We start from the raw sequence: 19359 nt of genomic DNA, 5'->3' as shown, positions 1-19359 counted from the left end.
CCTCCTGCCTCCTGCCTCCTGCCTCCTGACTCCTGACTCCTGACTCCTGACTCCTAAAAAAACCATGCACCAAACTTTCGACGTTGCCCTCGGGGTGAATATACTGGACGCGAACCAGAAAGGCGCCGATCATAACCGCGCTCATTTCGATGAGTGGGGAATCACTTGTTTGAATGTGATGAGTAGTCCCGGCGCGGGAAAAACCGCCCTTCTCGAACGTACTCTAGCGACGCTGACGACCGACTATAAAATCGCCGTCATCGAGGGGGATATGACTACCGAACTTGACGCGGAAAGATTGCGGAAATACGGGGTTCCGGTGATCGCGATCAATACCGGTCGATCGTGCCATCTCGATTCCAAGATGGTCGCGGGGGGAATCCATCGTTTCGAGATGGATTACAATCCCTCGGAATTCGATCTCGTGTTCGTGGAAAACGTGGGAAATCTAGTTTGCCCGGCGGAATTCGAGGTGGGGGAACACGCGAAGGTCGCGTTATTAAGCGTGACCGAGGGAGAGGATAAACCGCTGAAGTACCCGATCATGTTTCAAGAGGCGGATTGTTTGCTAATCACGAAAATCGATCTCGCGCCTTACGTGGACGCGGATATCGATCGAATTATCGCCAACGTCCGTCAGATGAATTCCCGCGTCACGATTCTTCCCGTTTCCGCGAAAACCGGCGAGGGGTTCGAGCGATGGTTCGACTGGATTAAAACTCGATGTAAGCGTTCGGAAAATTAGGAAACCATCGAACGCTGATTGAGGGAATCCTCGTACTTTTGATATAAGTCCATGCCGGGGATCGCTTCGCTAAAATTTTTCGGTTGTTGGTAATCCGTCGGGGGATATTCTTGACGGATACCGATGACGATCTGATAGGAAAGATACCATTCTCCCAGGAGAGCGATCGAACGCTCGAATTTATCTAATGTCGGACGGTAACGACGTTCGAGCGCGAGGTACTGTAGGATTTTCAAGAGATTTTCAAGAGAATTTTCGGGTTCTTTTAAGGCGAGAATCGAGTGTAATCGATCGAGAGCCTCCCGCTGTTGGTACACGAAATCGGCGATCGTCCGTTCGGTATTTTCTTCCGGAACTTCCAAACTATCGAGGAGGTCGGAAATCAAGGATAACGTGAAGAGAACATTCGATCGAGGATTTTTGAAGGATATCAACAGCGTGAATCCGAAATTGTCGGCGATGATGGTATCGATCGCCTGAAAATATTCCAATAAAGGCGATATATCCCGCTCGGAATCCATCGAATTCGTCAATTCTTCAAGTTTGTCCCGCAGGAAACAACGGAAGCTTTCCCGATCGGGACATTCCGCGAGCAGATAGGCAACGGAGCGATAGAATTCCTGTTGTTTCGGCGCTTGATGGGTGGATTCGACGCGCTCGATCGATCGATAGAAGTCCCGGCTTTTTAACGCCCTCTCCAAGCGTTGGATCGGGCGATCGAGATCTCGGTACTCGTCGAGGTGATTACAAATCCCGTATTTGAGACGGACGAACGAGATAAAATCCGCCTCTCGAAAGCGATCGCTATCGAGTTCTAAGACTTTTCCCGCGAGAAGATTCGCGTTCATTAAGGCTCGATCGTGCTGGAATCTGGTTTCAGCGGGGATCGCGGGGAGAGAGCGATCGAAAAAAAAAGACAGATCGATCGGTAAATTTTTTTTATCTTCCACTACCCGATCGGACGATTTTTTTTTTTGTAAAAACTGATGGATAAAGATAGCGCCGCAGGCGACGAGACCGAGGCCGAGGAAGGAGAAACCGGCGCTCGCGGGAAATTCATTCGGGGAGGGATCGATCGTCTCGACCATCGAGGGCGAGGGTTCTACTTCTACGAAAGCGATCGCTCGCGGAAGAATCATCGAGTCGGTTGTACCCGTCATCGCGCCGAATTGATTTCCGTCTACAGAAGAGCGATCGACCATTTGCCGAGCCTCCGGGTGAGCGGGAGGAGTGAGCGAAATGTTTTCGGAAGGGAGAGAACCATAGGAATTAGAATTCGTCGTCATGAATCATCTCTCTTTTCGGCTTACTAAGATGACGGGTAGGACGGCTCGCTCATCGATCGTCGCTCGATCCCGAAAGATTCCAGAATCCTCGTCTCGAAACGCGATTCTCGCGAGAAGCTACCTACGTCTATAATCATCGAACAAGCTCTCGAAAAGAGCCGTGAGTTAGATCACGGGATCTACGTCCGGTAAAACACTTCTAAAATCTATCTTTCGACGTACCAGAGATTTTCGATCGCCTCCGCCAGGGCCACCAGACGGTCGCGGTCGCGGGTATCGGTCAATACCGTGACGTGTCCCAATTTCCGCCCCGGACGGGATTCCGTCTTCCCGTACCAATGTACCCGCGCGCCCGGAATCGCCGCTAATTTCGCTCGTTTGTCGGCGTAATCGGACGTGGAAACCTCGAATCCCAAGAGATTGACCATGACCGCCCCGCTAGAGATCAGATCGGGCGATCCGAGCGGTAAACCGGTCACGGCTTGCAGTTGCGCGGCGAATTGGGAGGTTCGCGAGGCATCGAGGGTGTAGTGGCCGGAATTGTGGGTACGCGGCGCGATCTCGTTCACCAGTACCTCGCCGTCGGGAGTCAGAAATAACTCGATCCCGAACACGCCCACCACCTGTAAGCTTTCTAGTAAATGACGGGCGATCTCCCGTACCCGCGCTTCCGTTGCCGGGGAAACGCTCGCGGGGGCGAGGACGCGATGACAGACCTGATTTTTTTGATAGGTTTCTACCACCGGATAGATGACGATCTCTCCGGTAGTTCCCCGCGCGGCGATGATCGCCAGTTCTCGATCGAACGGAACGTAAGCTTCGCGCAGGAGGTCGAGTTTCTGCAATTTGTGCCGGTTCTCGCGTAATTCTTCGGGAGTTCGGAAAATAAACGTTCCCTGACCGTCATAGCCGTGACGACGGGCTTTGAGAACGATCGGGAAGGCGCTATCTTCTAATTCCGTTAAATTTTCCACCCTCGCGAAATCGGGGACGGGGAGATCGATCGATTTTAAATAACTTCTTTGGTCGTATTTATCCAGAAGAGGGGCGAGACTTTCTAAACTCGGATAAAACGTTACCCCTTCCCCCGCCAATTCTTCGAGCGCGGGTAAATTAACGAACTCGTTTTCAAAGGTAATCACGTCACAGAGAGAGGCGAGACCGGCCGTTCCCTCGACGGAATCGATCGATGCGAAAACGACCCCATCAGCGAGGGCGACCGCGGGATCGTCCGGGTTCGGTGTTTGCACGAAAAGTTCGATGTCTAGAGGTTTCGCCTCCCGCGCCATCATCCAGGCCAACTGTCCGCCACCGATCACGCCTACCCGTTTCGTCATTTTCAATCACATCCTAAAGATTCGCGGGTGGATACCCCGGTTTTCGAGTTTACCCCGTCCGCGGTCTCGCAGAGACGGGCGATCTGGTCGCCATCGAGAACCGCCAACGAGAAATCCGCGCCGGTGATTTTCGCCCCGCGAAAGGTCGTCCGGAGCATGATCGCCTCGGCGAGTACGGCATCGCTAAGATCCGCGCCGTTAAAGCTACTCAGGTAGGCTAACCCGTTGGTTAAGTCCGCCCCGTGAAAATTCGCCTCCGTCACCACGGAACCGTTAAACACCGCGCCCCGGAGATCGGCGGCGGTAAAATCGGCGTTATTCAGTTTCACGTTGGTGAATTGGGCGCTCTGTAGGTTCTGCGAGGAAAAATCCTTTCCCGTCAGGTTCGTGTTTTCAAAACTGGCGCTCGCTCCCGTTACCGCCGAGGAACTGGCCGCGAGCGCGTTCGGGGGAAATAGGGTCAAGAAAAGAGCGAACACGACGATCGCTAGTCGGAATACCGTCTTCATCGCGGGAAAAATCCTTCCGGTAAGTGGTCAGCATTTCTGATTGTAGAGGAATCGCGCCCGAACATTTTCCTTTTTCTTGCCGTCGATAGAAGAGACCGGATGGAGACCCGATCGCCGAGGTCTGAAAAAGTAGGAGGCAGGAGTCAGGAGTCAGGAGTCAGGAGAAGGCAAGAGGAATAATCAAGCGTAAGCTTTCTCAAATCGCTACAAAAAAACATCGAGCTTCTTAAAAATCCGATTTCGGGGTTTTTAGAGTGCGAAAATCAAGGGTGCGAGAAGTCTAATCTACTCCTTCTTCCCCCTCCTGACTCCTAACTCCTGACTCCTGGCTCCTGTCTCCTGTCTCCCGTCCCGACGGGAACCCCGCGATCTCTCAAGGGAGACGGCGATCGACCCGTGATACCCTAACTTACAAACCCACTCTAGCAGTTCGCCCTCGATCGAATGGACATACCGCAACTTTTTTTTAACGGCCTCGCGGTGGGCTGTATTATCGCCCTCGCCGCCGTCGGATTGACGCTCACTTACGGCATTTTACGCCTCTCTAACTTCGCCCACGGGGATTTTATGACGTTGGGCGCGTATTTAACCTGGTTGGTGAACTCTTTCGGCGTGAATCTCTGGTTATCGATGATTGTCGGTGCGGCCGGGACGGTGATCGCCATGTTGATCGCGGAACGATTATTATGGAAACCGATGCGGGATCGTCGCGCCGATTCGACGACATTAATTATTATCTCGATCGGCCTGGCGTTGTTTATCCGCAACGGGATTTTACTGATCTGGGGGGGTAGTAACCAACGCTACGATCTGCCGGTGATGGCGGCGACGGATATCGGGGGGGTACAGGTGGCGCTCGATCGACTGTTGGTGATCGGTCTCTCGATCGTCGTCATTCTCGGCCTACATTTCCTCCTCCAAAAGACGAAAATCGGCAAAGCGATGCGCGCGGTATCCGATAGCATCGATCTGGCGCGGGTGACGGGAATTAACGTGGAATGGGTGGTTCTCTGGACGTGGGTGATCGCGGGAGTGTTAACGGCGCTAGGTGGCGCGATGTTCGGGTTGATTACCGGCGGGGTACGTCCGAATATGGGCTGGTTTCTCATTCTCCCGATGTTCGCGTCGGTAATTCTCGGCGGCATCGGCAATCCCTACGGAGCGATCGCCGGCGCGTTAATTATCGGCATCACGCAGGAAATGAGCGTTCCCCTGATCGGTTCGGATTACAAGTTAGGGGTTTCTCTATTCATCATGATCCTGATTCTATTTCTTCGTCCGCAAGGGTTATTTAAGGGGACGATGTGAGCGAGATCTCGATCGATTTCCCGCGAGAGTGAGGCTCGAAAAATCGCGGTCGCAGTCAAAACCTAACCACACGATAATTTTTGAATTTCGCCAGAGGTCTTTGAGGTATATCCGATGTTATCGATACGGAACGGGAATGGGAACGATCGCTACTGTCTAGCTTTGTAGACATAGTACAAGCGGATTACGGGGATTTTACCGAACTCGATCGACTAGCGAAAGCCAGTTTCGATATTTCGGGCTTTCAAAAAATGATCGAACACCTTTCCGCGAGTCCTCAAGGGAAAAAAGCCTTCGAGGAGCGTTTTAGTTTGAGCGGGATCGATCTCGAACAACTGAGACAATTACCACCGGGTACACTCGGTCGCGTTTACGCGGAACACATGATCCGAAATCAACTGCAACCCCTACAAGCACCACCGGCCGAGAATCCCTATCAGTTTTTGGCGAACCATATTCGGGAAACTCACGATATCTGACATATTGTGACCGGGAGCGATACCGATGTTTTCGGAGAAATTCAGCTACAAGCCTTTTACGTGGCACAATTGGAATTTTCCCGTTTCTGGTTGGCATTGGTCGCGAAAAATTTACTGAAATCGGTACTGTCCGATATCGAGGTTTCTAACGGGTACATGGAAGCGATGACGAAAGGCTGGCTAATGGAAAAAAAGCGAAACCCTTATTCGGGATCGATTGGTCTACGTTATGGGAAACTCCTTTAGAACAGGTTCGGGATTCGTTACAGATAGAGATTTGAGAGATTAGACCTCTGACAAAAGTAAGAAACGAAAGTTCAATTCAACTAGAAACTTACGATTCCAAGAATAAAAGGAGCGAAAAATACACGCCTTACTTTTTTCACCCCCTGCCTCCTGCCTCCTACCTCCTACCTCCCTCGATTTCAAGTCATGGCGCGCCAGAACCAAGCGATTCCGGCGACGATTACCAGAATTTTCGTTAACCAATCGCCGAAACGAACGTAGGGGGTTCTCGTGTTGCGTCGGTAGATAGTTTCCGCGTGGATTTCGTAGGTATTGAGGCCGGAAATCCAGAGGGTATTGCCGCGGGGATCGACGAACGCGGAGTAACCGGTATTGGTAGCCCTCGCCATCCATCGATCGAGTTCGATCGCTCTCATCACATCCTGCGCGTGGTGTTGGGCGGGCATTGCGGCACTATAATGGGCGTTATTGGAAGCGGTAAGGATAAATTCCCCACCCATCTCCGCTTGACGGCGAAAATGTTCGGAATAGGCGGATTCGTAGCAAATGCCGACGATCGCCCGACCGAAGGGAGTATCGAAAATCTGAGTCGCGTTACCGGGAAGTAAGCGGGTTTTCAGGGGCGAGAGTCGATCGATAAGTCCGCCTAAAATCGACTCGAAAGGAACGTATTCGCCCAGGGGAACGAGAATTACCTTATCGAACCGGCTCATTACCTGTCCGTCCCCGTTTACCGTGAAAAGACTATTCGTGTAACCGTTTTCCCCCCTGCCGAACGCGCCCACCCAGATCGGCGTTCCTTTCTCCAAGATCGCTCGATAGAGAGAGCTATCGAGCGCGAGTTCGTCCCAGTAATAGGGTAAGGCGGTTTCCGGCGTTAATACCGCGTCCACGCCCCGATCGGCGAGAATTCGATAACCGGTCGTGTATCCCTCGATCGCCCGGCGGAATCCCTCCGGATACAGTTTCAGGGTGTTGGGAATATTGCCCTGGATCACGCCAATTTTTATCGCGTCGGTTGTTGACTTTTCTACGGGTTTATGGTAATAGTTCCAGCCCAAGAGATGGCCGGCGAGACCGAAAGTAAGGGGAATCAGAAAAAAAGCGAGCTTTCGGGGCGTGTATCGGGATAGAAAAAATCCCTCGGCGATAAAACCGTTAAACGCCACGATTACCGCCGTTATCGTCGTGAAGCCCGATATTCTGCCCAATTGTAGGATCGCTAGGTTGTGGGGACTCTGGGTGTACGCGAGGGTAGTCCACCAGAGAGGGGACTGACTCCAGAGGGCTTCTAAAGCGCACCACAGGGCGGTTCCGATGAGAATCCGGTACAGCGCGTCGGCCGGGGAGGGTTCGGGAATCGTCCGACGAACCCAGAACATCCCCAGCGTCCACGTTACCACGATCGCCGCGCCCCAGAGGGTGATGAAAATCCAACAGAAGAGAGCGATCGCTAGACTCGCCAACCAGGGAACCCCCATCCACGTCATCGGGTGAATTCCCGTGATCCAGAACAGCGCGAGACCGTGATAGCCACATCCCCAACCGAGAGCGTACAAAAGCAGTTTTTTTAGGGATTTATCCTCGAAAATGATTAATAACCACAGGGGAACTAACGCCACCCACGCGAGGGGCCACCAAGAAACGGGCGCGACGGTTAACCCCATCGCCACACCACCGAGAAGGGCGATCGAAAAACGGGAGAGACTGGGCATAGTAAAGAAATATCGCGAAATTCAAAATTTATCGCGGGGAAAGGATACGGAATAGGAAATAAGGAGCAATATAGTTAAAAATATCGGCAAAAACCGATTTATCTCGCGATCATTTTCATTTTTGCCGTGTATAGACCCTCGAAAATGAATCGGGTAAGAGACGGCCCCGAACCAGCGTTCACGACCGAGGGGGACAATCGATTTTCATAATCTACCGTAAGGAATCGGATTCTAGATTTTCATCCCTTCTCTAGAATAGAAGGTACGGCTATATCTCTATCTCCCGATAGAAATGCGTTCCCGTCTCCTTCCCTCATGGTTAACCGTCTTACTATCCATCACACGGAAAATCAAGTACAACTCCTCTGGCAGAGGGGAAAGAGTATCCCCCGCTACGCTGAACCCGTCCCCTTTAGCCATCCCTTCGACGAGTCAGCGTTAGCGGAAATTCGCTGGTATTTGGAAGAATATCTAAGTTTTCCCTACGGTATCGAACCGGAGAAAGCCGACGCGCTGGAACGGAAATTACAGGGATGGGGAGAGGAATTATTTACGCTGGTTTTCCGGGGTAACGAGAAGGGAAGACAGTTTTTTCAGGAAGCGACGCGGGAAGGTTTACAGCAGTGCGAGTTAGGAATCGCCTCGGAAGACCCGGAAATCTTAAATTTACCGTGGGAATTGCTCTATTGTCCCGATTATCAATTTCTCGCACCGTCATTCGCGGGAATTTACCGTAGTTTAGGCAGTTTCGCGGTACGGGCGGAGATGGGACAACTGCCGGGGGATAAGCTCAATATTCTGCTGGTTATCGCCCGTCCTTACGGGGAAAAGGATATAAATTTCAAAACGATCGCCAAACCCCTCCTGCAAGCTCTAAAACCGATCGCCGATCGCGTGAATTTAACGGTATTGCGTCCCCCCAGTTTTACGCGATTAGAACGGGAACTGAACGAGAGGAAAAATTTCTATCACATCGTCCATTTTGACGGACACGGGGACTTTGACGAGAAGAGTGTGGGTTTTCAGCATTCTTTCGGCGAATCCGGACAGGGGGTGTTAGTTTTCGAGAATGAGGACGGTTCCCCGCAAATCGTTCCCGCGGCGCAAATCGCCCAGAGTTTAACCGATTGTAACGTGCCTCTGTTCGTGTTGAATGCCTGTCGATCGGCCCGGGAGGGAGACGGTAGCTTTTCCTCGGTGGCGACGAGCCTGGTAACGTTGGGCGCGAAGGGAGTGGTGGCGATGGCCTATAGTGTGTACGCGGTCGCGGCGCGACACTTTATCGGTCGATTGTACGAGGAATTGGCGCGGGGGTCGAGTGTAGAGGCGGCCGTCGCGGCGGGAAGACGGGAGTTAATTAATCAACCCCTGCGTCCTTCCCGGAAAGGAGATTTACGGCTGGCGGATTGGATGGTTCCGGTGTTGTACCAGCAGGAAGATTATACGCCTTTCGTTCCCGTCAACCGTGACCCGACGGATTTAGACGCGTTTTTAGAGAAACCGAAAACGATTCCCCTCATCGATTTTCCCGAGGAGGGACAATTCGGTTTTATCGGGCGCGATTACGATAGTCATCGTCTAGAACAGGCGTTTCGCGAGCGGAATTTTATCCTACTGCGGGGAATCGCGGGAGTGGGAAAAACAGAATTAGCTTGCGGGTTCGCCCGGTGGTTCCAAGAAACCGGGGGAAGCAAAAAAGTGTATTTCGCTTCTTTTGAACAGGGGAGGGGAATTAGTCAGGTTATCTATCAGGTAGGGCGAGATAACTGGGGAGACAAGTTTTCCCAAGACCCGGAAGATAAACAGGAAGCGACCATAATTAAGTATCTCAAACAAACTCCCTGTCTCTTAATCTGGGATAATTTTGAACCGGTGGCGGGATTTCCAGAGGGGAATGAACCCCTGTGTACGGCGGAAGAAAGACAAGCGTTCACCCGTTTTCTCAAGGGATTACGGGGCGGGAAAAGTTGGGTTTTGATTACCTCTCGACGGGAGGAGGGATGGTTAGGGATAGATTACAAATTACTGGAAGTGGCGGGATTGGTGAAACCGGACGCGGAGGAACTGGGCGATAAAATCCTCGATACGGTGGGAGTGAACCGGAAGCAATTACCGCCGGAATATTTGGAGTTATTTAATCTCTTGGGGGGACATCCTCTGTCTCTGCGGGTGGTATTACCCCATCTGAAAACGCGAACCCCGAATCAGTTACTAGAAGCGCTAAGAAGGGGGTTAGATACTTTCGCGGGGGAGTCGGAAGAGGGACGGGATAAGTCCCTCGTGGTGTCGTTGGATTATTCCTTTACCTGTCTGTCCGAAAAGGCGCGGCGACATCTACCCTTTTTGGGCTTTTTTTGCGAGAGAGTAAATGTAGATTGGTTAAATTGGTTTGCCGAGAACTCTGATAATGAAGATGGACGAGCGTATCATGCAGTATTCGGCGAGAACATAGAAATTACTGATTGGGTGAAAATCCTTGAGGAAGCGGAGAAAGCAGGTTTAATAGAACTGTTAGGGGGAAATAGATATAAATTACATCCAACTTTACCCTGGTATTTAAAGCGGCGTTTGCTCTTGGCTATAAGATTTGTACCGAGAAAACACGAGAATGAAGAATCGATAAAAGTGCTAGAACATCATATTCTAGTCTTCTATGCTCATTTAGCAGATATTTCTCGTAAAAAGCTAATTGGTGACGCTAAAGTTTCTACGTTCAATCTACAAATGGAAGAACCCAATCTTCTCCTGTATTTACGCCAAGCAGAACAACAACAAAAATGGCATTACGCACAAGCTATTTTGCAAGCTTTAGGAGAAATCTATCAACGTTCATCCCGTCGCCCAGAATTTCGAGCATTGCGTCAACGGGTGTTAAAACAGCTAGGAGAAGACTTACCACGAGTAAAAGCCAAAGGGAAAGACTCTTTTGACTTCTGGATGTACCTGCGGGGGGTAGATGCGAACGAGGTTTTCACTCGGGGAAATTTAAAAGAAGCGAGGGAAGTTTATCAAGCCATTCTCGATGAGTTAATCGCCCTTAATGATTCCGGTACGATGGATAAAATTGCAACAGCGAATCACCAACTGGGAATAGTCGCCCAAGAACAAAGACAGTATAAAGAGGCGAGGGCTTATTATCGTGCGGCCCTGAAAATCCGTGAAGATGCTGGCGATCGCTACAATGCGGCCGGTGATTATGTCCAACTAGGGACGCTTGCCCAAGTGCAAAGAAGTTATAAAGAGGCGATCGCTTATTATCAAAAGGCACTGAGAATCTATGAAGATGACAGCGATCGCTACCATGCGGCCGGTGTGTATCACCAACTGGGAACGGTTGCCCAAGAACAAAGACAGTATAAAAAGGCGATCGCTTATTATTGCGAGGCACTGAAAATCTACGAAGAGGCTGGCGATCGCTACCATGCGGCCGGTGATTATCACCAACTGGGAATGGTCGCCTGTTTACAAAAAAGGTACGAGGAGGCGATCGCTTATTATCGCGAGGCACTGAGAATCTATGAAGATGCCGGCGATAGCTACAATGCGGCCGATGTGTATCACCAACTGGGAATGGTCGCCTATTTACAAAAAAGGTACGAAGAGGCGATCGCTTATTATCTCAAAGCGATTCCGATTTGGAAACAGAAAGAAGATTGGTATAAATTTCCAGGGACGTATTGGACTTTAGGAGATACCTTAACCGCCCGAGGACAATACCCGGAAGCGATGCGGGTTTATTTAACTGGATTGAGCGTTGATTTAGAGTATCATCGAGCGTGGGTAGGTAACTATATCCAATCCTTTAAAGCGGTCGTTCAGGCGATAGGAGAGAGCCAATGCTCGGCGCTATGGCGGGAGGTGACGGGACAAGAGTTCGCGGGAGAAATTCGGGATTTGATTATGGGGGAGGATTGATGTAAATTGTTGTAGCCAGTTGCCCATCCCACGATTCAGCCACGCGGTTATTCTAGCAATCAGCCTTATTTTAGGAGAGCTATCATGAACCTCAAAGAACGTATCCTCCAAGAAATTGAAGACTCTTCCCCGATTCTTCTAGAAGAATTTCTAGACTTTATTCTTTTTACCAAACAGCGCCGCCAAATCCCCAGCGATTATAAACCCATTTGGGAAGTTGCCGCCGAACTCACCCGCGACATTCCCCCCGAAATCCTAGAAACCTTGCCGACCGATGGCGCGGAACAACACGATCATTATCTGTACGGTACACCGAAACACTCCCGACAAAATTTTATGGATTTTGCGGGAATGGCTGGCGAAATCGATGAAGTTATGCAAGAAATCGTGAAAAAAGCGGAGGCAAATCGGAAACTCGATTAGACCTCTTTCCGCGTTGACAAGAGAAACTTTTAACCGTCCACGAGGTATAATATTAATGGGTTTACGAGTGCAAGGAGGACAATCATGGTACTCTGGTCATTAACGGTATCATCGGAAACCGATCGACGTTTGCGGGATTTGTTAGGACAAGATGGCGACCTATCGCGATACGTCGAAGAAGCGGTCAAACAAAAATTAAACTTTGAAGAAACCGTCTCCTCGGTTCAAGAACGGAACACGCGCTATCCCGAGGAAGAAATCGAAGAATCTATTCAGGAGGCTATCCGAGAAACCCGTGTTACGTCTCGTCCTTGATACTAACATTTCTGTTACGCAAAAACACACCGCCCTATTTACTTTATCAAGCGTGGCGCGATCGTCAGTTCGAGCTAGTAACCTCGCCAGAACAACTTCAGGAATTACGGCGAGTAATGGCTTACCCGAAACTACAACGTTATTTTACTCCCGAAGAAGCTAGAATCATGTTAACGGGGATAGCGATATACGCTAACTGTGTCACCTCTATCCCTAGTATTTCTTATTCACCAGATCTCGATGATAATGTAATTCTAGCAACGGCGATCGCTGGCGGTGCGGATTATATTATTACTGGTGATAAAGTAGATTTACTACAACTGAGTCAAGTTGAAAATATTCCTATCATAACGGCTCGTCAGGCGTTAGATATTCTTGAACAAAAAGACAGGGATTAATTTTGAATTGGTGTTTAAGTTAACCACAATTCCTACCATGAATCAACCTAACTTACAACTCACACCGGCGGAACTCGATCGAACTCGCCAAATCCTCGAAAATTACGAACCCGCGCGGGAAGCCTTAACCGTGTTAGAAAGGAATAACGGGGAATTCGCGACGAGCTTCGATCGACTCTGGACGGAGCGCAATGAAACCCTATCTTACGGGGACAAACAAAAATCGTTTTGGGAAGTCACGCTCAAAGTATTACGACAAGAAATCTGCGGCGATGAAGGCTTCCGCTCCAAAATTCTCGACTACAATAAAAACCCCGGAAGCGCGTCCTTATTAACGGGCGCGATTATTTATTTAGTCGGGGTAAGTGCCGTACCGATCGATCCGGCGATCGCCACGATTATCGTTCTCTACATCCTGAAAGTGGGACTCAATATCTTTTGTGAATATACCAATCCCGAAAGCGATTAAAACGCTCTCGAATCTAATCGAAAACAAAGAAACACGACACGATTAAGAATAAAACTCCACGAGAAATTTTCCATTCCGCGCGCGGGTTTAGAAAACGATCGAGCGGGAAAAAATCCCTTCCCCCGCTTTCCAACTCAAGACCGCCTATTGCAAATCGATCGGTCGTCCGAACTGTAATAAACCGTGTAAATTCACCACCTCACCGATCACCGCGATCGCCGGCGCTTCAAAACCGGTTTCCTCGATCTGACGGACGATCGAATCCAGCGTACCGATTAACTCTTCCTGTCGCGGGGTGGTTCCCCAACGGATTAACGCGATCGGGGTTTCCGGACTTTTGCCGGCCGCGAGTAACTCCCCGATAATGTGCGGGAGATTATGAACCCCCATGTAGACTACGATCGTTTCCGAGGCGCGGGCGATCGCCGACCATTGTACGTTAGGGCGGTATTTTCCCGCCATCTCGTGGCCGGTGACGAACGTTACCGAGGAACTGTAATCGCGATGGGTGAGGGGAATTCCGGCATACGCGGGAACCGCGATCCCGGACGTGATCCCCGGCACGATCTCCACGCTAACCCCGGCTTGCAGTAACGCCTCCATTTCCTCGCCCCCGCGACCGAAAACGAAGGGATCGCCCCCTTTAAGACGGACGATGACCGCGTTCGTCCTCGCTTTCTCGATTAACAGCGCGCTAATTTCTTCCTGTCCGAGGGAATGACGACCGCGACGCTTCCCCCCGTGGATTTGTTCCGCGTTCGGGTTGATCATGGCCAGAATCGGTGGACTCACCAGCGCGTCATACACGACCACATCCGCGTTCTCTAGTAAAACCTTGGCTTTGAGGGTGAGGAGTCCGGGATCGCCGGGGCCCGCGCCCACCAGATACACTTTCCCGAAATTTCCCGATCGCTCTATCGCTGTTGTTGACAAAATTCTTACCCCGCTCGATCGATCTCGATCTTTACTCTATGGTGACTACCCGAAAAATTCGTATATTCGGCTACATTCGCCCGATGTCCATGCGTTTCGAGCATCTAATAAGTCGATTTTAACATTTCGTAACCTCGATCGAACGGATAATTTTTAGCAATTTCTGTATTTATACCGATCGGGATCGGGATAAAATATACACGAATAAAACTATCGCGATAGCCGGTCGATCGATCGGGATGACACCCCTCACGTTCCGTCATTCCCCGCGCGAGAAACCGTTATCCCCCCGCGATCCCGATGGTGGTTGCCGCCTACCTCTCCACGACCCATCCCACCTTCGGCGCGCGAACACGAAGCGTAGTAGGTAATGATGGCCAACATGAAACCTCTCCACGGTGTAATTCAAACCCTCGTCAAGATCAACGCTCTCACGGCGATTATCGCCCTGGTTTCCTTCGCGATCATTCGGGAACACCAAGCCACGATCGCCGACAGCCGTTCGACCCCCACCCACGCGCCTCTCACCTATCGGGGATCGGTTCGGGAACCCGGAAAAAAAACGATCGCCGCGACCGGCGAACGACAGGCCGCCGAACGCGCGGCACAACTGGAAGGAGAGATGAAACGACTCCGGCAAGAATTAGCGAGAACCCGGCAAACCGTCCAGGATTTACTGTCCCGATCGCCGGGAAGTTCCCCGCTAACTCTCGACAACCCCCGACACCCGGATAATCGCGCGACGGCCCCCTATCTCTCCCCGGTGATCGTCTCCCTCTTTCCCCTGCTCGCGAACGAGCGTCTTCGACCGAGCGCGCCCGTCCGTCCCGACCTCGCCCCCGTCGATCGGAATCATCGAACGGAAGCCCCCGTAATTCCGAACGAGCGCCCGATAATTGCCGAAAATCGCCTCGAAGAACGGGGAATCGCGCTTCTACCGCCGATCGATCCCGTTCCCCATCGATCGCCCGATGTCATCTCCAACCGTCCCGAACCCGAGGACGGGAGAGCGAACGACGCGGCCGATTCGATCGCCGCCCTGCCGAACCCGTATTCCCTAGAGTTACCGGAGATTTTCCCGATCGAGACGGGCGAGTACGATAGCGATAAAAAACGCTTGACCGGTTACGCCAACGATATCGCGATCGGATTGCTGATCGCCGATCGAAAAGGCCATCTTACCTACGGGACGACCGGCTACCGTCGGGTTCAGACCGCGATCCGTCTCCTGCGACAGGGGGAAGACATCGAGAACGCGGCCCGTCGCTCGGCCATCCCGGTCGCCGTTTTACAACAATTGATTAAATGGGGAGAAAATCGCCCCGGCAATCTCTCCGCGCTCACCGAAATCGGCCTCGCGCGTCCGGACGAGCCATGACGGAGATGGGGTGATGGGGTGATGGGGTGATGGGGAGTTCGGAGTTCGGAGTTCGGAGTGGGAAATCAAGCTAAAAAGGAGATAATTTCGGGAAAGAATCGAGAGTTTCGAGAAAGTTACTCCCTACTCCCCACCCTCCTGCCTCCTGACTCCTGACTCCTGCCTCCTGCCTCCTGCCCCCTGACTCCTACCTCTCCCGGTAATCGCTTTTTAGAACAATTTCCCTCTATCCTTTTCTCCGGACGATCGAATCGCGATCTTCGCTCTCCAGTTCGCCGGATCTGTTGAATGCTTCAAAATTCTCGCGTTCGCCTTTTAACCTATTACTCGCTCATCATGGGCGCGATCCTGATTCTCTTCAGTATCGCCCTGTACGGGTTATTTAGCAACGGTATTTACTACCATCAACTCGATACCAATTTAGAAACCCTCGCGCGTCTGGCCGCTCCCTCTTTCGCCCGCGTTCAAAGCGGAGACGAGATCGCGCCCGATCGAGACGGGGAATTTCCCTGGCAGGAGTTTTTCGATCCAGAAAGGCAGAGTTTGGAATGGTTCGATCGAGAGGGAAAATTACTCGCCTCGCGGGGAAATAAGCTGAAATTGGGGTTTTCTCCGGTTCCGTCGGGAGGATTCCGCACCCTACAGGGTAAACCCGCCCTCGATCGCTATCGGATTCGCACGTTTACCCTGATCGTTTCCCTCGATCGGGGCGATCTCTCCCGTCCTCCCCTCCTGGGTTTCGTGCGCGCCGGGGAAACGACCGAAAAAGTACAGGAGCTACAGAAACAGTTTCTCGGTCACTTGATCGTCAGTATCGTCCTCGCTTTCGGGGTGGTCGGTGTCAGCGGACTCTGGTTAACAAAAAAAGCCCTCGAACCGGTGGCCCGCAGTTTCCAGCAGTTAAAACAATTTACCGCGGACGCTTCCCACGAACTACGGAATCCCCTGACGGTCATGCGAACCTCGATCGATGTGATGCGAAGTCATCCCGAACGCTTCCAACCCAAAGATTTAAAAAAATTAAACGCTATCGCCAGCGCGACCGAACAAATGACCGAATTAACGCGAGATCTGCTATTTCTCGCCCGTATGGATGGAGCCAAAGAAGCGCCGAGCGAGGAATGGCGGAGAGTGAACCTACCGAATCTCTTAGAGGACGCGATCGAGTGGCTAGAACCGGTCGCGAGCGAGAAAAAAATTCGTCTGGAGTATTCCTGTCTCGCCGAAGTTTGTCCGTGGGGAAATTCGAGCCAATTTAGCCGATTATTCGGGAATCTGTTAGAAAACGCGATTCAGTACACGCCGAGCGGTGGTCGGGTTCGCTTACGGGTGTTTCGGGAAAATCAATCCGCGGTCGTCACGGTGGAGGATACGGGTATCGGCATCGCGTCGGAACATCTATCGCGGGTGTTCGATCGATTCTGGCGGGCCGATCGCGCGCGCGCCTATCGCGAGGGGGGGACGGGGTTAGGATTGGCGATCGTCCGCGCGATCGTTCACCAACACGGGGGACAGATTCACGTTACCAGTCAGGAAGGAAAGGGCAGTTGTTTCCGGGTGAGTTTGCCCCTCGCTAACCCCCTTCACCGACCGCGAGAAGATCGACGATGGGAAAGGGTAATACACCACCTTCGCTCGAAACCGATGTATTATGCCCGATTCTTCGCTCGAAAAGCGACTTTAGTTCTGTTTATCGCGTTACTCTCTCTCCTACCCGTCGGGATCGCGCTGGAAACCTTCCGACAAACCTCGATGTTCGACGGGGTATACTTTCCGGATCGATCGAGATCTTTCGCCGACGAGATCGTTGTCGAGCCGGGAACGAGGGTTCGAGATCCCGTCGCCGTTTTGGGCATCCCCAACTCTAGAAGGTCGAGTCCGCTATCTTTCCTCGACTTTCGCCCGAACGATACTACCCTCGAACCCGGCGATCGGATCACGGTTCGCTTTCTGGATAATTTACTGACCGCGGGGGGCGATTCCCGACCGGATCTGTGGATTTTCTGCCAGGGTCGCGAAAATACCGCTCTATCGGTGGAAATTAGCAAGGATCGTCGCTCTTGGGAGTCCGTCGGTCAAGTTACCCCCGCGCGCAAGGGAATCGATCTCGATCGACCGAATCGGGGAAAAGAGGACTTTTTCGCCTACGTCCGTCTTACCTATCCCACCAACGGCGGGACAGCACCGATCTATCTCGACTCGATCGGCGCGATTTCCTCGGTTTCTCTGGTAACGACCCATCGTATCTTCGGCTATCTCGATATTTCTCGGGCGATCGTCGTGTCGATCGTCCCGATCGCCGTAGGGGGGATTTACGGGGGGATGTATTGGTGGAAAGTCGGCCGTTGTCAGTAAATCGATCGAGTCCATCGTCGCGCGGGAAGCGTCGTCAGAAAGGAAAAATCGAATTTACACTGGAATAAAGAAAGGAGCGTTTCGGGAGAGCGATCGTCGATGACTTTTAACCCTGCCCTACTGCAATCGATCGAACGGTTAGGCTATCGAGTCACCGCGGGGGACGTGGCCGCGAACGCGGGGCTACAGGTCGAGACCGCTAGACAGGGCTTACTAGCGCTCGCGTCAGACGTGGAAGGACATTTACAGGTAGCCGACACCGGGGAGATCGTCTATCTATTCCCGAAAAATTTTCGCTCGATTTTAACGAATAAATACTGGAAATTAAAAGTCAAAGAATGGCTCGGTAAGATCTGGAAAATCATTTTTTATCTCGTCCGGATCTCGTTCGGGATCGTTTTAATCCTCTCGATCGCTATTCTATTTCTAGCGGTGGTAGCCGTTCTAATCCTCACGATCCTGCGAGCCGGGGATTCCGATGGCGGCGGGGGTGGCGGGGGTGGTGGCGATTCGGGAGGCGATTTCAATTTTTCGTTTCCCACTTTCGATTTCTTCTGGTTTTTCACGCCAGATTATTACAACAATACCTATTACGAGCGACGGGAAATCGAGAAAAAAACGGAGCAACCCGTCGAAAAGAAAATGAACTTTTTAGAGTCGGTTTTTTCTTTTCTCTTCGGCGATGGCGATCCGAATTTTAATCTGGAGGAAAAACGCTGGCGCTCGATCGGTACGGTCATTCAAAACCAGAATGGAGCCGTTATCGCCCAACAATTAGCCCCCTATCTCGATAATATCACCCCGTCGAACGAGGAAACCGAAGATTATATTATACCCGTTCTCTCCCGTTTTAACGGCTATCCGAGAGTATCCGATCGAGGGGATATTATCTATCACTTTCCCGATTTACAAGCCACCACGAAAACGCGAAAAATGCAAGCCGTTTCCTCCTATCTCCGCGAGAGAAGCTGGAAATTTAGCGAGGCGGGTAGCGGGCAAATTCTTCTAGCGATCGGTTTAGGAGGGGCGAACATCATTCTCGCGCTAGTAGTGGGCTATTTTCTCCGAAGTGGTAGTATCGCCTTACTCGGTTCCTTCGGGGGGTTCGTCACGGGAATCTATTGGTTTTTATTGGTGTACGCCGTCTCTTTCCTCGGCATTCCGTTTATCCGCTATTTCTTTCTCCGATGGCGTAACGGGCGGGTCGATCGACGTAACCAAATCCGACAGGAACGGGCTTCTATTCTAACCCTCGATAACCCACAGATCAAAGAAAAACTGCTCTACGCCCGTCAATTCGCCTCTCGGAAAGTGATTACCGAAGAAGACATCACCTACTCGACGGACAAAGAATATCTCGAACAGGAAATCGAGCGATCGGATAAAATCGATGAAGAATGGCAAAGACGCTTAGAATCCGGCGAGTAAATTTGTTGTAATTCCTCTAGAATTTAAAGGGATGGGGAGATGGGGAAGATTATAAAGATAATTATTCTCCTGCCTCCTGCCTCCTGCCTCCTGCCTCCTGCCTCCTGCCTCCTGCCTCCT

General features: G+C 51.5%; 18 protein-coding genes. 12 read left to right on the top strand and 6 right to left on the bottom strand.

What is annotated here, in order from left to right; all coding sequences use genetic code 11:
• Positions 1-64: 64 nt before the first annotated feature.
• On the top strand, positions 65-745 hold the full coding sequence (hypB, locus tag V0288_RS23230) for a hydrogenase nickel incorporation protein HypB (protein WP_332867569.1): 681 nt from the start codon (positions 65-67) through the stop codon (positions 743-745).
• Here hypB and V0288_RS23225 read toward each other — a convergent pair.
• The 4 genes from V0288_RS23225 to V0288_RS23210 form a co-directional block, all read right to left on the bottom strand.
• Positions 742-2031, bottom strand: a complete 1290-nt coding sequence (locus V0288_RS23225) for a protein kinase family protein (protein ID WP_332867568.1) — start codon at positions 2029-2031, stop codon at positions 742-744. The two genes, hypB and V0288_RS23225, sit on opposite strands and share 4 nt — an antisense overlap.
• A 206-nt stretch (positions 2032-2237) precedes the next feature.
• Positions 2238-3368: a 5-(carboxyamino)imidazole ribonucleotide synthase gene (locus tag V0288_RS23220; protein ID WP_332867567.1), complete on the bottom strand. Its 1131-nt coding sequence runs from the start codon at positions 3366-3368 to the stop codon at positions 2238-2240.
• A 2-nt stretch (positions 3369-3370) separates the two neighbouring features.
• Positions 3371-3877: a pentapeptide repeat-containing protein gene (locus V0288_RS23215; protein ID WP_332867566.1), complete on the bottom strand. Its 507-nt coding sequence runs from the start codon at positions 3875-3877 to the stop codon at positions 3371-3373.
• A gap of 285 nt (positions 3878-4162) precedes the next feature.
• The gene (locus tag V0288_RS23210) at positions 4163-4336 is read right to left on the bottom strand and encodes a hypothetical protein (RefSeq protein ID WP_332867565.1); all 174 of its coding nucleotides are present in this window, start codon (positions 4334-4336) and stop codon (positions 4163-4165) included.
• Between V0288_RS23210 and V0288_RS23205 the strand changes: the two genes are divergently transcribed.
• The 3 genes from V0288_RS23205 to V0288_RS25220 all read left to right on the top strand — a co-directional run bounded on the left by V0288_RS23205 (position 4322) and on the right by V0288_RS25220 (position 5945).
• Positions 4322-5185, top strand: a complete 864-nt coding sequence (locus tag V0288_RS23205; protein ID WP_332867564.1) for a branched-chain amino acid ABC transporter permease — start codon at positions 4322-4324, stop codon at positions 5183-5185. The two genes, V0288_RS23210 and V0288_RS23205, sit on opposite strands and share 15 nt — an antisense overlap.
• Before the next feature lie 107 nt (positions 5186-5292).
• Positions 5293-5664: a Coq4 family protein gene (locus V0288_RS23200; protein ID WP_332867571.1), complete on the top strand. Its 372-nt coding sequence runs from the start codon at positions 5293-5295 to the stop codon at positions 5662-5664.
• A 176-nt stretch (positions 5665-5840) separates the two neighbouring features.
• Complete coding sequence (locus V0288_RS25220; RefSeq protein ID WP_422662055.1) at positions 5841-5945, top strand: Coq4 family protein; 105 nt, start codon at positions 5841-5843, stop codon at positions 5943-5945.
• 144 nt (positions 5946-6089) lie between these two features.
• On the opposite strand, the gene lnt is transcribed toward V0288_RS25220, so the two are convergent.
• Positions 6090-7625: an apolipoprotein N-acyltransferase gene (gene lnt / locus V0288_RS23190; protein WP_422662054.1), complete on the bottom strand. Its 1536-nt coding sequence runs from the start codon at positions 7623-7625 to the stop codon at positions 6090-6092.
• Positions 7626-7940: 315 nt separating this feature from the next.
• On the opposite strand from lnt, the gene V0288_RS23185 reads away from it, so the two are divergent.
• The 5 genes from V0288_RS23185 (at position 7941) to V0288_RS23165 (ending at position 13145) form a co-directional block, all read left to right on the top strand.
• Entirely contained in the window at positions 7941-11540 is a 3600-nt protein-coding gene (locus V0288_RS23185; protein WP_332867562.1) for a tetratricopeptide repeat protein, read from the top strand.
• Between the two features lie 84 nt (positions 11541-11624).
• Positions 11625-11963: a hypothetical protein gene (locus V0288_RS23180; protein ID WP_332867561.1), complete on the top strand. Its 339-nt coding sequence runs from the start codon at positions 11625-11627 to the stop codon at positions 11961-11963.
• A gap of 84 nt (positions 11964-12047) precedes the next feature.
• On the top strand, positions 12048-12278 hold the full coding sequence (locus V0288_RS23175) for a ribbon-helix-helix domain-containing protein (RefSeq protein ID WP_332867560.1): 231 nt from the start codon (positions 12048-12050) through the stop codon (positions 12276-12278).
• Positions 12275-12676 carry a putative toxin-antitoxin system toxin component, PIN family gene (locus V0288_RS23170; protein ID WP_332867559.1) on the top strand — a complete coding sequence of 134 codons (402 nt, stop codon included), beginning with the start codon at positions 12275-12277 and terminating at the stop codon, positions 12674-12676. The genes V0288_RS23175 and V0288_RS23170 overlap by 4 nt, the downstream gene beginning before the upstream one ends.
• Positions 12677-12713: 37 nt before the next feature.
• Complete coding sequence (locus V0288_RS23165; RefSeq protein ID WP_332867558.1) at positions 12714-13145, top strand: hypothetical protein; 432 nt, start codon at positions 12714-12716, stop codon at positions 13143-13145.
• 144 nt (positions 13146-13289) lie between these two features.
• Here V0288_RS23165 and cobA read toward each other — a convergent pair whose 3' ends face one another.
• Positions 13290-14078: a uroporphyrinogen-III C-methyltransferase gene (gene cobA / locus V0288_RS23160; protein WP_332867557.1), complete on the bottom strand. Its 789-nt coding sequence runs from the start codon at positions 14076-14078 to the stop codon at positions 13290-13292.
• 382 nt (positions 14079-14460) lie between these two features.
• On the opposite strand from cobA, the gene V0288_RS23155 reads away from it, so the two are divergent.
• The 3 genes from V0288_RS23155 (at position 14461) to V0288_RS23145 (ending at position 19239) form a co-directional block, all read left to right on the top strand.
• Positions 14461-15456, top strand: coding sequence for a hypothetical protein (locus tag V0288_RS23155; RefSeq protein WP_332867556.1), 996 nt, complete (start codon positions 14461-14463; stop codon positions 15454-15456).
• 288 nt (positions 15457-15744) lie between these two features.
• On the top strand, positions 15745-17811 hold the full coding sequence (locus V0288_RS23150; RefSeq protein WP_332867555.1) for a sensor histidine kinase: 2067 nt from the start codon (positions 15745-15747) through the stop codon (positions 17809-17811).
• 99 nt (positions 17812-17910) lie between these two features.
• Positions 17911-19239, top strand: a complete 1329-nt coding sequence (locus V0288_RS23145; RefSeq protein WP_332867554.1) for a hypothetical protein — start codon at positions 17911-17913, stop codon at positions 19237-19239.
• The last annotated feature ends 120 nt before the right edge of the window (positions 19240-19359 follow it).

Origin of the sequence: Pannus brasiliensis CCIBt3594 (assembly GCF_036688125.1) — a bacterium.
Taxonomy (GTDB): domain Bacteria; phylum Cyanobacteriota; class Cyanobacteriia; order Cyanobacteriales; family Microcystaceae; genus Pannus; species Pannus brasiliensis.
Note: the sequence above shows the minus strand (reverse complement) of the source record. Positions and strands in the feature narration are given on the sequence as shown.

Excerpts from the sequence above, each read along its gene's own strand:
- hypB (WP_332867569.1), top strand. The coding sequence starts at position 65 with ATGCACCAAACTTTCGACGTTGCCCTCGGGGTGAATATACTGGACGCG.
- V0288_RS23225 (WP_332867568.1), bottom strand. The coding sequence starts at position 2,031 with ATGACGACGAATTCTAATTCCTATGGTTCTCTCCCTTCCGAAAACATT.
- V0288_RS23220 (WP_332867567.1), bottom strand. The coding sequence starts at position 3,368 with ATGACGAAACGGGTAGGCGTGATCGGTGGCGGACAGTTGGCCTGGATG.
- V0288_RS23215 (WP_332867566.1), bottom strand. The coding sequence starts at position 3,877 with ATGAAGACGGTATTCCGACTAGCGATCGTCGTGTTCGCTCTTTTCTTG.
- V0288_RS23205 (WP_332867564.1), top strand. The coding sequence starts at position 4,322 with ATGGACATACCGCAACTTTTTTTTAACGGCCTCGCGGTGGGCTGTATT.
- lnt (WP_422662054.1), bottom strand. The coding sequence starts at position 7,625 with ATGCCCAGTCTCTCCCGTTTTTCGATCGCCCTTCTCGGTGGTGTGGCG.
- V0288_RS23185 (WP_332867562.1), top strand. The coding sequence starts at position 7,941 with ATGGTTAACCGTCTTACTATCCATCACACGGAAAATCAAGTACAACTC.
- V0288_RS23180 (WP_332867561.1), top strand. The coding sequence starts at position 11,625 with ATGAACCTCAAAGAACGTATCCTCCAAGAAATTGAAGACTCTTCCCCG.
- V0288_RS23175 (WP_332867560.1), top strand. The coding sequence starts at position 12,048 with ATGGTACTCTGGTCATTAACGGTATCATCGGAAACCGATCGACGTTTG.
- V0288_RS23165 (WP_332867558.1), top strand. The coding sequence starts at position 12,714 with ATGAATCAACCTAACTTACAACTCACACCGGCGGAACTCGATCGAACT.
- V0288_RS23155 (WP_332867556.1), top strand. The coding sequence starts at position 14,461 with ATGAAACCTCTCCACGGTGTAATTCAAACCCTCGTCAAGATCAACGCT.
- V0288_RS23150 (WP_332867555.1), top strand. The coding sequence starts at position 15,745 with ATGCTTCAAAATTCTCGCGTTCGCCTTTTAACCTATTACTCGCTCATC.
- V0288_RS23145 (WP_332867554.1), top strand. The coding sequence starts at position 17,911 with ATGACTTTTAACCCTGCCCTACTGCAATCGATCGAACGGTTAGGCTAT.